Source organism: Sphingomonas yunnanensis, from assembly GCF_019898765.1.
Taxonomy (GTDB): Bacteria; Pseudomonadota; Alphaproteobacteria; order Sphingomonadales; family Sphingomonadaceae; genus Sphingomonas; species Sphingomonas yunnanensis.
Genome location: NZ_JAIOKB010000003.1, coordinates 406,027 through 419,260 on the forward strand (window position 1 = coordinate 406,027; position 13,234 = coordinate 419,260).

The following is a 13,234-nucleotide window of genomic DNA, read 5'->3' on the forward strand; positions in this document are numbered from 1 at the left end:
AATCAGTCAAAGACAGACGTGTTCAAGGTGTCTGATGACGAGTGCCTGCTCATCATCCCTCTGCTGCTCCATCATGCGCCAGATAGCAGCGGCCGCGGCGCGGTAGCCCTGCCAGTCAGCAGCAATCGTCTCATCCGTCCAGCGAGACACGTGCTGATCCGAAACCAGACGATTGGCAGCGAACGAGTTCTGCAGGGCTAGTATGTCTCGCGCAGAGGCGTAATTCGCGCTTGCCAACAGCCGAGGTACAACCACCTGGTTGATAAAGCGGCCGCGTTCGATGCTGACTTGTCCAAGCGTGGCGCGCGCGCGGGGCAACATGATCGGGTCCGGAGCATCATCCCGGCACAAGCGTTTAATATCATCCAGACCCAGCTCGATCCGACGGTGATAGTCGCTCAACGTCCGCAGCATGTTACCGTAGGCTCTCCTTCCATAAAGCTGACCTAGATCAGCATACCAGCCTTCGGCAAGTCGCAGGCGGTCACGGCGCCAAAGGCGGTTTCGGTGTTAGCGGCATGCTCGCTCGCGCGCTGGGCGAGAGCGGCATCGGTAGAGCTCACGGGCTTGAGCTGCCGCTTGTTCTTAACGTGTCAGAAACCATGGCGGCCTTAGGCCCGGAACGTAGCAACTTGATCTGGATCATCCGCCATGCTCCCATCGCTGATCTCGCGCGTGACCGCATTGGGCATCATCGTCGGTGCGGCATTAGCCGGCCTGATCGCGCTTCTGCTGCAATCGTCGCTGGAGACGCGCGAGAGCTTCGCCTGGGTGACTCATTCCCAGCAGGTCATCGTTGGCCTCGACGAGGCTCTTGCCGAGCTGCGCGAGGCGGAATCGGGCCAACGCGGCTTCCTGCTGACGAAGGACCTCCGCTTCGTCGCGACGGTCGACCAGCGGCTCGCAGACGCGGCCCGTCAGTTCCGCCGGCTCGAACGGCTCACGGCCGACAATACACTCCAGCACGAGCGCGCCGTCGCGCTCAGGGAGGCGGTCGCGCGGCGCATCGCGGTGCTGCGCACGCCCTTGCTGCTGGGCCGTCGCGGTGACTTCGCGGCAGCGACGCGGATCGTCGCCGGCGGGCAAGGGCGCGAGCTGATGGCCGAAGTCGATCGGCGCGCAAGCCTCCTGCTACAGCGCGAGCGCGACCTGCTGGCGCAGCGCGCGGCGGACGCGGAAGCGCGGCTCGCCGGCACCAAGCGTGCGGTGATGGTCGGCGGCCCGCTCGTCGCAGCTCTGCTTGCTCTTTTGGTCATCACGGTCGCGATCGGCGTGCGGCGCCCGCTCCGTCGTGTCCTCGATGCCATGGCGGCGCTGGGAGAAGGTGAGGGGGAGAGCAGGCTCGACACGCGCACTGGCTCGCTCGAGTTCGATCGCCTCGCCGGTGGCTATAACCGCATGGCGGAGCGGCTCAGCGAGGCGCTTGGCGAGCAACGTGCCACCGATGGACGACTGCAGGCGGCCAACGCCGACCTGCTCGCACAGCGCGGCGCGCTGGAGACGCGGGGACACGTCATCGCGCGGCTCGGCGACATGGCGCATCGGCTGCAGGCGGCGCGCACCGACGCCGAGCTGGCGCAGATCATCGACTGTTACGTGCCGCAGGTGCTGCCGGGCGTGGCGGGCGCGCTCTACGCACACAATAATTCGCGCAACCTGCTGGTTCGGCTCGCCGGCTGGGGTGAGGGCGGGGCGCTCCCCGAGAGTTTCGGCCCGGACGAATGCTGGGCGCTGCGGCTTGGCCAAGGGCATGTCGTGCTAGGCGACGGCCATGAGGTGGGGTGCCGTCACGCTGCCGACGATGCCGGCGCGTACCGCTGCGAGCCGCTGCTCGCCGGTGGCGAGGTCATCGGACTGCTCTTCTTACAGGGTGTCGTCGGCGAGGAGGAGGCGTTCCGGCTCAACGCGCTCGGCGAGAACATCGCGTCCGCGCTCGTCAATCATCGGCTTCAGCGCGATCTCAGGGAACAGACGGTCCGCGACGCGCTCACCGGACTGAACAACCGCCGCTACATGGAGGAGGCCCTTCAGCTGGAGATCGCGCGCGCCGCGCGCGCCGGGACGCCGCTCGCCTTCGTCATGTGCGACGTCGATCACTTCAAGCGCTTCAACGATGAATTCGGCCATGACGCCGGCGACGCGGTGCTACAGCTCGTCGGCGCGGCGTTGCGGGAGCACTTCCGTGACGGCGATGTCGCCTGCCGCTACGGCGGCGAGGAGTTCGCGATCATCGCGCCGGGGGCGACGGCAGCGGCGCTCCTGCCCCGGATCGAGCGGCTCCGCGCCGCGCTGGGCGCATTGCGGGCGCGACAGGGCGCGCAAGCGTTGGGCGCCGTCAGCCTTTCCTTCGGCGTGGCCGAGTGGGGCGCCGGCCTGGGCCGGGACAATGCGCCGCTGATCGCCAGCGCGGACGCGGCACTTTACCGTGCGAAGCGGGAGGGGCGAGACCGAGCGATCGTGGCCGAGAGGTTGGCCGCCTGACATGCATTGGACGGTGCCAGAAACATGCCAATCACGCCCTGTCCTCTGCTCGAAGGGTCCCCCAAGAAGCCGGTAATAAGCTTGGCGAGCCACTATGCGTCTAGGTTGGCGATCAAGCCCTCATCCTAGAACCGCAAACTTAGACGGCCACAAAATACCTTAGTCCTTTGAAATCAAACATGAAATAATCGTCGGTGTAGATCTCAGAGGTGCCTGCGCTCTGTGTCAGATGACAAGGCTTCGAAGGCCACATGCTCTATTGTCTTGAAGAACTTTATGACCAAGCGCAGCCAGGATTTAACTATTAGCGTCTAGCACGCGGTCGATCAAGGATGGCGCTCCAGCTTCACTCAATAGCTGGCCCATCGAGATTGCGACTGAGGGCAACATAGCAACGATGTCTCCATCATGTCCTTCCACGAAAGCGTGACCATCCTCAACTCAGACTCGACGCGGGCTACCGTATGACTTCGCATTGAAGAGATTGATGGCCGCTTGGATCCGTTCGGTTGGCGTGAACATGCGGGAAGGCTTGTTCAACGGCATCATCCGTCGGAGACTGGATGATGCGCTTTCCGTTGTCGGGCGCCTGATTGCGCGCTCTCGAGGTTCGTCGGGCGTCGGGCGAACTCCGATCGCCTACGGGGGCGCCTAGCAACCTGCTCGATTTCGAGCGACTGGTCATGAGGGCAGACCAAAGAACCGATCGAACCGGCTCGACACGTCGGGCAGCTACAGCGTGAGCGATCGTGGTGAGAGACGCATCAAAGCAATTATCATGCGCCAGACGGCTCTGCCCCGATCCTAGTTTGCTTCAAACGCAACGATCGCGCAGCAAGCGGTCCATTGAACGACGGTGCCAGCCGCTGCAACCTCTCTCCTCGGAGGAGCGACCGCGGGGACATGGCCGCCGCGCGACCTGCTCGAGTTGACCCGGACGCCGGGCGATCCACGATCGTCTAAGATGCCGCGGCGACCCGAGTTAGAGCGGATAGGTGCGGGACTGCCCGTCTTGCCGCTGGTCGCTCGGCTAACGAACGGGAGGCGTAAGCGCGATGGCGCCGTGTCCTTCCACTGGCATCAGAAGGGGGTTGGTATGAGAAAGCGCTATTTCGGGGCGAGTGCCCTGGCCGCGATAACGATCGCGCTCGCCGCCGGAACGGCGCAAGCGCAGGAAACCAGTGGAGGTGATCAGCAGCCGCTCGCCACGCCGACCGCAGCGGGCGTCGACAACGACGTCGTCGTGACCGCACGCAAGCGCAGCGAGACGGTGCAGACGATGGCCGATCCGGTCAGCGTCATCTCCGAGGCAGCGATCCAGAACGCGGACCTGCGCACATTGCAGGACGCAGTGCGCCTGACACCGAACCTGGTGGTGCTCGACGGCTTGTACCCCGGCTATAAGACGGTGTCGTTCCGTGGATTTACCACGCTGGGGCGGGACGGTGAGTTCCCCTTCGCGACGATCGTCGACGGCGTGGTGCAGCCCGGCCAGATGTTCTTCCAGCAGGAACTCGTCAACGTCCAGCAGATCGAGGTGCTGCGCGGCCCGCAGGGCACGCTTTATGGCGGCGGCGCGATCGCTGGAGCGATCAACATCGTCACCAAACAGCCCACCAACGAGTTCGAGGGCAGCGCCACGGCGGCCTGGCTGAGCGGCAACGAGAAGCGCGTCAACCTCAACCTGTCCGGCCCGCTCATCGCTGACAAATTGTACTTTCAGGCGGGTGCCACAGCCTATGACTTCGACGGTCTGATCGACAATGTCGCGATCAATCAGAAAGCGGACTTCGCGCGCGCGCTCACCAGCCGCTCGTCGTTGGTGTGGGCGGGAACGCCTGACTTCCGGGCCGCGTTGACCCTCTCGACGACTGACAGCAAAGTGGGCGGGCTGTGGCTCGCGCCTGTCGCCGATGAGCTGTTCGACGAGATCGTCGCGCCGGTCAGCGAGAACCAGCTGGGCATCGTCCGCACCAAGCTCCGCGCGCTGTCGCTCAAGATGGACTATACGATCAGCGACTTCGCGACGCTGACGTCGATCACTGCCAATTCCTATGGTCGCGATTATACGACCGCCGACGGCGACTTCTCCGCGGCCGATACCTATACTCAGAACGTCCGCTTCATCGACAAGGCCTGGTCACAGGAGGTGCGGCTGACCTCCGACGGATTGGGGCCGTTCAAGTGGAACGTCGGCGCCTTCTACCAGGACGAGACGCGCAACCAAGTCAGCAATTACGGCAGCGTCGGCAATCCGCCGGACTTTTTCTCCCAGAACGACGACGAGCGCGAGTATCGCACCTTCGCGCTATTCGGTCAGGCCTCCTACGCCTTCACCGATCGGCTCGAGTTCACCGGCGGGTTCCGCTACGACTGGGAGCGGCAGCGGCTCACCGACCAGCTCGCGAACCAGACCTTCCGCCAGACCTTCAGCGAGCCGCAGGGCAAGGCCTCGCTGTCCTACAAGGTCTCGCCCAGCCTGTTCACCTACGCGAGCTACTCGCGCGGCTATCGCAAGGGCGGTTTCAACCCGCGCAGCATCGCGGCACTGCTGAGCTACGATCCTGAGACAGCCGACAATTACGAGCTCGGCTTCAAGAGCGACTTCGCCGATCGACGTGTCACGTTCAACGGGGCTGTCTTCTACACCGACTTCAACGGCCAGCTGCTCCAGACCTCGCGCGTGCTGCCGGGTCAAGGCATCTACATCGCCATATCGAACATCGAGAAGACCAAGGTGTTCGGCTTCGAGGCGGAGACCACGATCCGGCCGCTCGACGGCTTCAGCATCAGCGGCTCGGTCGGTTACTCGGACGTCAAGATCAAGCAGTTCCTCCCCGAGGATCGCGACGCCTTCCGCGACAATCGCACGCCGCAGATCTACGGTTTGACGCTGCAGGGCTCGCTGGATGTCGACCGGCCGCTCGGCGGCGGCTTCAGCCTGGTCGCACACGGGGATCTCACCCATCGCGGCGACGTCTACTGGGACGTGGAGAACAGCCTGCGCACCTCGCCGCGCACCTTCCTCAACGCCAAGATCGGCATTCGCCGCGACAATTGGACGCTATCGTTCGTCGGCCGCAACATCACGGACGAGCGCACGCCTGCCGCGGTCGGCCCACACGCGCTCGGCACCACCAGCCTGGTCAGCTACAACGAACCCGCGCAATATGGCGCGCAGCTGGGCGTCCAGTTCTGAGCGACACGCGTGCCGGTGGCCGAGCTTCTTCAGCTGGGCCACCGCGCTGTCTCGCACTGCGATGGCGTGAGCGGATCGGCGACCGAGCAGTCGGTCCACTGAAGTGAGGAGAAGGGTCATGCCTAACGCGATCGACCGCCGCGCCGTGCTGGGCGGCGCGGCGGCGCTGGCGCTGTCCGCTAACGCGGTCGCGCGTCCGCGCCGCCGCCCGCTCGGAATCCAGCTCTACACGCTCATGGCGGCGCTGGACGCCGACTTCGACGGCACGATCGGCAAGGTCGCGGCGATGGGCTATCGCGAGGTGGAGACACTCGGCAGCTTCGGCCGCGATCCCGCCGAGGTGCGCGCGATCCTCGACAAGCACGGCTTGGTGTCGCCGTCGCAGCACATCATGCCGCCTGGACTCTACAAGGTCTTCGACGACGGGGTGGCCAAGCGGATCGACATGCCGACGTTCGAGCGCAAGTTCATCGAGGCCTTCTCGTTCGATCGCGTCGAGGGTCTGATCGAGGCGTGCGTCGCGCAGGCGCGACCGCTCGGGCAGAAATACATCGTGTGGCAGATCAGCTGGCCGTCCCAGCTGCGCACGCGCGCGCAGATCGATCAGCTGATCAAGGCGTTGAACCGCGCCGCCGATGTGGCGCACGCGGCCGGGTTCACGCTGGCCTATCACAACCACAGCCAGGAGTTCACCCGGGTCGGCAGCGACGTGCCCTACGATCTGATCCTGCAGGGCACCGATCCCGCCAAGCTGAAGTTCGAGATGGATCTTGCCTGGGCGGTCAACGCGCGGGTCGATCCGGTCGCCTATTTCCGGCGCTTCCCGGGCCGCTTCCGCATGTTGCACATGAAGGACATCGCGCGCGACGGCTCGGTCCGCGACCCCGGCGAGGGCATCGTGCCGTTCAAGACGATCATCCCCGCGGCCGAGGCCGCCGGTGTCGAGCATTTCTACGTCGAATATGACGTGCCCACCGACCCGCTGGCGACGTCGGCGGCGGCGCGGCGCTATCTCGCGCCCTTGATGTGACGTCCGCGCCGGCAGCGGCGCGGCCCATCTCGTTCACCGCTGGCGGCTGATCACCTCGAAGGAGGCGAGCCGTCCGTCGCTGATCGTCGCGACCGCGAGACACTCCTCCGCGCCGGCACCCTCGGCGCCCTCGAAGGTGGCCGCGTAGCGGGCGAAAGCGAGCCGGTCGTCGGCCAGCGTTGCCCGTACCGGCGTCTCCAATGTCACCGCGTCGGTCTTCGCGCGGATCCGCTTGAAGTGTGCGCAGATCGCCTCGGGTCCGGTGCCACGAACGGCACCGTCCACGATGAACGGCGCGTCCGCGGTGAAGAAGCGCGCGAAGCCCGCCGGGGTGAAGTCGTGCTCGCGATAGGCCTGGTTCCACCAGGAGAAGAAGCGGGTGATGGGGTTGTCGGTCATGGCAGCTCCGTCGACGGCGAGAGGGCGGGGAGGGCGCGCGCCGAGGCGCGCGAGAAGCGCTTGGCGACGAACAGAAAGGCCATGGCGGCGAGCAGCGCGTCGACGGTCGGCGCGCGGGTCAGCTCGAACAGGCCGAGCCCGAGATTGGCGCGCGGCAGCGTGGCGAGCCCGACGACGATCCCGAACCCCCAGGCGGACAGCGGCACGAGCCGGAAAGCAGCAGGCGGCGGCGCAGCGGTCGCGTAGCGCTGTCGGTCGAGGAAGAAGTCCGCGACGTACACGCCCGACATCGGCGCGATCAGCAGCCCCATGAAGGTCAGCCAGACGATGAAATGGCCGAGGATGTCGGCGGCGGCGAGGCACGTGCCCAGCACCCCCGCGATGGCGGCGAGCAGCCATCGCTCCACCTTCGGGAACAGCGCCGACAGCGACAGTGCCGAGGCGTACAGATTCTTGTCGTTGCTGGTCCAGGTGGCGAGGATGATGACGAGCAGACCGGGCAGCGCGATCCCGGCCGCCAGCATGGTCGCGACCAGATCGGCGTTGCCGTACAGGATGCCCAGCGTGGCCGCGAGGATCAGCAGCAGCGGGAAGGCAACGCCGTAGTTGATGTACATCGCCGTGGCATTGTCGCGCGGCGTTCGTAGGAAACGGCTGAGATCGGGGTTGATCGAGCAGCCGAACACTTCCGCGCCGACGACGATCGAGACGATCATGCCGAGCCCCAGCGGCTCGGTCAGCGCGCGCGGTGCGAACAGACCCGCGGTGCCGTGGCGATCGAGCCCGATGGCGAGCGGCACCAGCGTCGCCAGCAGCAGCAGCGGCACGCTGACCACCGCCACCTTGCCCATCGCCTTGACGCCGATCACCGCGGTGGAGGCGATCAGCGCGCCGACCAGCGCGATGCCGACCCGCTGGTCCAGCGTGTAGCCCAGCTGGGTATCGAGGATCGCCGCGACGCTCTTCACCAGGATCTGCGTCTGGAGCCCGAACCAGCAGAAGGACGTGACCACCATCAGCGCGACGATCGCCAGCGAGCCGCGCGTGCCGAAGGTGCGCCGAAGCACCATCGCGGTGGGCAGCCGCGCGGTCACGCCGACATAGCCGGTGGCGATGCCCCAGAAGCCGAGCAGCAGGCTCCCCAGGAGGATCCCGAGCGTGACCGTGGTGAGATCGGCGCGCTGGCCGAGTTGCCCGCCGAAGGCGAAGAACGGCACCGAGATCGATACACCGACCAGCACCATCGTGAGAAAGGGCCAGCTGCGCATGTCCTGCTCGGCCGGCGGACGATCGGGATGACGCTCGATCATGCCGGCGATGCGCTTGACGATGGCCACGGTAGAACGTCCCCTTGCTTCAGCGCATCCGCGCGTGAAGCGCGCGGACCCAGTCGCTGTCGCCGCGCGCGTGATCGAGATGGATCCAGAAATGGTCGAGGTCCGGTGTCTCCACCGTCACCCGATTACCGGCGGCGACGAGCGCGTCGGCGAAGCTGCGACCCTGTTCGCGGAAGACAGCGAGCTCCTGCTGGCCCCAGGAGACATGAAAAGCGGTGACGACCTTTCCCACCGCCAGCAGCGGCGAGGCGTCGGTCTCGGCGCCCGCGTCTACGAGCATCGGCACGGGTGAGACTCCTGTCATCACCGCCTGATCGTGCGCGCCGCGGAGATCATACAGGCCGCTGTAGCAGAAGCAGCTGCGGATCACGTTCGGCGGCAGGTCGTGCGCGGCGTGAAGATCGGTGCGCAGACTCGCCAGCGCGGCGAGATGCGCTCCCGCCGAATGGCCGCCGACATGGATGCGGCTCGCATCCCCGCCCAACTCCTCCGCGTGGCGGACCAGCCAGGCGATCGCGGCGAGACAATCCTGCAGCTGCGCCGGGTGCTTCGCCGCGGGCGCGAGCCGGTAGTCCAGCGACGCGAAGATCGCGGGGCAGGAGGTGATCGCCGGTGCGGCCAGCGCCATCCACTCCCTGTAGCCGTGCGTCCAGCCGCCGCCGTGGATGTCGAGGAAGATCGGCAGCGGCGCGGCGACGGCGGCCTGCGGCGGGAAGAAAAGATCGAGGCGCTGCTCCTCGTGCGCGCCATATGCCACGTCGAGGCGATGGGGCAGCGCGGCCACGGCATGCCGCCACAGCGCCATGGCCACGCCATGATAGCTGTCGCACGTCGCGTTGATCGAGGATTGCGGTCGCAGCATGTGAGGCCCGATCCTGTCACCGGCGCTTTCTTCCCACCAGCAGCGATCCGCTCCTTTGCGCCCCGCGCAACAAACTCGCGAAGATTTGGGTCAAGAATGGAATATCAATGCGGGGTGAAGCGGATTGGGGATTGTTCTGAATGAAGCGGTATCGCGTCGCGGTGGACATAGGCGGCACGTTCGTTGACTCGATCCTGTTCGACGCAGAGACCGGGCAGACGCGTCTCGCGAAGGCGTCGACTACGCCCGACGAGCCGGCGCGCGGGGTGCTGGAAGCCTTGTCGCGGCTGGGGATCGACCTGGCCGACACCGAGCTGTTCGTGCACGGCACCACCCTCGGTCTCAACGCGGTGATCCAGCGGCGCGGCGTGGCCACCGGCATCATCACCAACGCCGGCTTCCGCGACATCTTCGAGATCGGCCGGGGCGATGTCCCCGCCGCATCGATGTACGACTTTCGCTACCAGCGGCCGCCCACGATCGTGCCGCGGCGCCATCGCAAGGGCGTCGACGGGCGCATCGCGGCGGACGGCAGCGAGCTCGAGCCGCTCGACGAGGCGGGCGTCGTCGCGGCGGCGGGCGAGCTGGTCGCGGCGGGTCTGCGCTCGATCGCCTTGTGCTTCCTTCACAGCTATCGCAACCCGTCGCACGAGGAGCGCGCCGCCGCGCTCATCCGCGCCGCCTATCCGTCGGTCGCCGTCTCCGCGTCGAGCGCGATCACGCGCGAGTATCGGGAGTATGAGCGCACCGCCACGGCGGTGGTGGACGCCTATATCAACCCGATCTTCAACGACTATGTCGGCCGGCTCGAGGGCGGGTTGGTCGATGCCGGCTTCGACGGCAAGTTGCTCATCATGCGCTCGGCCGGCGGCGCGATGACGGCCCAGACGGCGCGCCAGGCGCCGATCTACACGGTGCTGTCGGGGCCCGCCGGCGGCCTGATCGGGGCGAGCTATCTCGCGCGCGAGATCAAGCGCGACCGGGTGCTGACGCTCGATTACGGCGGCACCAGCCTCGACGCCGCGGTGATCGAGGACGGCGAGCCGCTGGTGATGCACGAGGCGCCACTGGCGGACCTGCCTGCGCTGATCCCGATCTTCGATATACGCTGCATCGGCGCCGGCGGCGGGTCGATCGCCTGGGTGCAGGAAGGTCTGCTCCAGGTCGGCCCGCACAGCGCCGGATCGCAGCCGGGACCGATCGCCTATGGCCGCGGCGGCACCGAGCCGACCACCACCGACGCCGCTTTCATCCTCGGATTCCTCGACGCCGCCAATTTCCTGGGCGGCAGCGTGGAGCTGGACGTCGATGCGGCGCGGGCGGGCATGGAGGCGAAGGTGGCGGGGCCGCTCGGCATCGACCCGACCCGGGCGGCCGCGGGCATCTTCGACGTGCTGGTGGCGCGCACCGCCGGGGCGATCCGCGAGATCACGGTCGAGCGCGGGCGCGACCCGCGCGACTTCTCGATGCTCGCCTTCGGCGGCGCCGGCCCGATGATCGCGCCGCTGATCGCGCGCGAGGTCGAGAACGCGGAGCTGATCGTGCCACAGTCGCCGGCGGTCTTCTCCGCCTGGGGCATGCTGATGTCGGACGTCGTCACCGACGTCGCCCGCACCGAGCTGCGGCCGCTCGACGACGCGGCCGAGGCGCCCGTGATGGCCGCGTTCGACGAGCTGGTCGCACAAGCGCGCGCGGCGCTCGCCGATCAGGCGAGCGGCAGCGTCGGGGAGCGGATCGTGCGACTGGTGGAGTGCCGCTATGTCGGGCAGGAGCATGCGCTGGAGGTCGAGCAGTCGGACGAGCAGCCGTTCGACACGATCCGCGCGCGCTTTCACGCGCTGCACAAACAGCGCTACGGCCATGCCATTGATACCGCCATCCAGGTGGTGACGCTCCGTGTGCGCGCCAGCGCGGTGCTGCCCAAGCCGACCCTGCCGCGCGCGGCGGCGGCGACGGGGCCTGTATCGGACGCGGTGCGAGGGCGACGCGAGGCGTTCTGCTTCGCGCGGCGCGAGCGTACCGCCTTCGCCGTCTACGATCGGGCGGGCCTCGCGGCGGGCCACGCCTTCGACGGGCCCGCCATCGTCGAGGAAGGCACCGCCACCACGGTGATCCACACCGATCAGACGGTCACGGTCGACGAATATGGCCATCTTATCATTCGCAGGAGGGTCGCATGACGCTGGACGGCGCGACGGTCGAGGTCATCCGCAGCTATCTCGTTTCCGCCGCGGAGGAGATGCGGCGCACGCTGATCCGCACCGCCTTCAACCCGGTGATCTACGAGGTGCTCGACTTCGGCATCTCGATCTTCGACGCCGAGCTGGAGCTGATCGCGGACGCGCCGGGCCTCGCCTTCTTCCTGGGCGCGAACGACTATGCGATCCGCAAGGGCGTGGCGCATGCCGGGTTGGAGACGCTCAAGCCCGGCGACATCCTGATCATGAACTATCCCTACTGGAACTCAGCGCATGCGGCCGACGCGACGCTGTTCGCGCCGGTGTTCGCGCCGGGTGCGGACCGGCCCTTCGCGTTCACCTGCATCCGCGCGCACTGGATGGACCTGGGCGCCAAGGACCCGGGCTATGTGCTCGATTCGACCGATATGCACCAGGAAGGGCTTATCTTCCCCGGCACACGCATCTATCGCGACGGAGAGCCGGTGAGCGACATCATCGATATCATCCGCTTCAACTCGCGCATGCCCGGCCCGGTGCTGGGTGACCTGGAGGCGCAGGTCGCCGCGACCCGGACCGGCATCGTGCGGCTCAACGCGATCCTTGCGAAGTTCGGCGCCGACGCGTTCGGCGAAGCAGTGACGCGGATCAAGGACCACAGCGACGCGCTCGTCCGCAAGGCACTGGCCGAGCTGCCGCGCGGCAGCTGGGAGGCGGATGACCTGGTCGACGACGACGGCGTCAGCGACGATCCCGTGCCGATCCACGTCCGCGTCACGATCGACGAGAACGGCATGACCTGCGACTTCTCGGGATCGTCGCCGGCGGTGCGCGGACCGATCAACATCCCGATCGGGCTGACCGAGACGATCTGCAAGTTCGCGCTCAAGTCGCTCACCACGCCGATGCAGCGCAACAACGCGGGCTCGTTCCGCGCGCTCACGGTGATCGCGCCCGAGGGCAACCTGTTCCACGCCGCTTACCCCTCCGCGACCTACACCCAATGGCCGGCGCATCTCGCGCTCGAGCTGGTCTACAAGGCCCTGGCGCAGGGCATGCCGGAGCGGGTGGCGGCCTGCTCGGGCGGCGATACGCTGGGGTTCATGATGATCGGCCGCAGCAAGGCGACCGGCGAGATGTATGCGGTATCGAACAACGAGCCGGTCGGCTGGGGCGCGAGCGCCACGCACGACGGGATCAACGCCACCAACCACATCTCCGGCAGTCTCGTCCGCAACACGCCGATCGAGGTCATCGAGATGAAGACGGGCATGCGGATGGAAACGTTCGGCATCCGGCCCGATTCCGGCGGCGCCGGGCGCACGCGCGGCGGCGTGGGTACCGAGCGCTCGATCCGCTTCGTCGAGGACGGAGAGTTCCTGTCGATCACCAAGCGCAGCAAGGAGCGGCCCTGGTCGCTGCTCGGCGGCGCGCGACCCGAGACCAACGAGCTCCTGGTCCGCGCCGGCACATCCGAGCAGAAGCGCGTCGGGACCTATCGCCTTCCGGTCCGCACCGGCGACCGCGCCGTCGCGCGCGCCGCGGGCGGGGCGGGCTATGGAATAGCCTTCGAGCGTGATCCCGGCGCCGTCCTGGAGGACGTGCTGGACGGCTATGTCACGGTCGCGGCGGCCGAGCGCGAGTATAAGGTGGTGATCGCCGGCTCGCGGGTAGACGAGGACGGCACCGCGCGGCTGCGCGCGCCGGCGGCGTGATGGAGACCGCGCTCGCCGGGTCGTCGACGCTGCT

9 protein-coding genes are annotated in these 13,234 nt (G+C 67.2%); 5 read left to right on the forward strand and 4 right to left on the reverse strand.

The genetic code is table 11. The annotated features are described in order from the left end of the window. Positions 1-6 precede the first annotated feature (6 nt). A complete protein-coding gene (locus tag K7957_RS11460; protein WP_223012112.1) occupies positions 7-414 on the reverse strand; it encodes a hypothetical protein in 408 nt (135 codons plus the stop codon). Positions 415-651: 237 nt separating this feature from the next. Between K7957_RS11460 and K7957_RS11465 the strand changes: the two genes are divergently transcribed. From K7957_RS11465 to K7957_RS11475, 3 genes are all read left to right on the forward strand, one after another. Then, positions 652-2,481, forward strand: coding sequence for a diguanylate cyclase (locus K7957_RS11465; RefSeq protein ID WP_223012113.1), 1,830 nt, complete (start codon positions 652-654; stop codon positions 2,479-2,481). A gap of 1,096 nt (positions 2,482-3,577) precedes the next feature. After that, the gene (locus K7957_RS11470; RefSeq protein ID WP_223012114.1) at positions 3,578-5,680 is read left to right on the forward strand and encodes a TonB-dependent receptor; all 2,103 of its coding nucleotides are present in this window, start codon (positions 3,578-3,580) and stop codon (positions 5,678-5,680) included. A gap of 118 nt (positions 5,681-5,798) precedes the next feature. Continuing rightward, positions 5,799-6,710, forward strand: a complete 912-nt coding sequence (locus K7957_RS11475; RefSeq protein WP_223012115.1) for a sugar phosphate isomerase/epimerase family protein — start codon at positions 5,799-5,801, stop codon at positions 6,708-6,710. 33 nt (positions 6,711-6,743) lie between these two features. On the opposite strand, the gene K7957_RS11480 is transcribed toward K7957_RS11475, so the two are convergent. From K7957_RS11480 to K7957_RS11490, 3 genes are read right to left on the reverse strand one after another with little or no spacing between them, the layout of a single operon-like run. Further along, positions 6,744-7,109, reverse strand: coding sequence for a nuclear transport factor 2 family protein (locus K7957_RS11480; RefSeq protein ID WP_223012116.1), 366 nt, complete (start codon positions 7,107-7,109; stop codon positions 6,744-6,746). After that, the gene (locus K7957_RS11485) at positions 7,106-8,446 is read right to left on the reverse strand and encodes a cytosine permease (RefSeq protein ID WP_223012117.1); all 1,341 of its coding nucleotides are present in this window, start codon (positions 8,444-8,446) and stop codon (positions 7,106-7,108) included. The genes K7957_RS11480 and K7957_RS11485 overlap by 4 nt, the downstream gene beginning before the upstream one ends. 19 nt (positions 8,447-8,465) lie before the next feature. Next, positions 8,466-9,308 (reverse strand): alpha/beta hydrolase, encoded by an 843-nt coding sequence (locus K7957_RS11490; RefSeq protein WP_223012118.1) that lies wholly within the window; start codon positions 9,306-9,308, stop codon positions 8,466-8,468. A 140-nt stretch (positions 9,309-9,448) separates the two neighbouring features. On the opposite strand from K7957_RS11490, the gene K7957_RS11495 reads away from it, so the two are divergent. Then, positions 9,449-11,488, forward strand: coding sequence for a hydantoinase/oxoprolinase family protein (locus K7957_RS11495; protein ID WP_223012119.1), 2,040 nt, complete (start codon positions 9,449-9,451; stop codon positions 11,486-11,488). After that, positions 11,485-13,200: a hydantoinase B/oxoprolinase family protein gene (locus tag K7957_RS11500; RefSeq protein ID WP_223012120.1), complete on the forward strand. Its 1,716-nt coding sequence runs from the start codon at positions 11,485-11,487 to the stop codon at positions 13,198-13,200. Before K7957_RS11495 ends, K7957_RS11500 begins: the two co-directional genes overlap by 4 nt. The last annotated feature ends 34 nt before the right edge of the window (positions 13,201-13,234 follow it).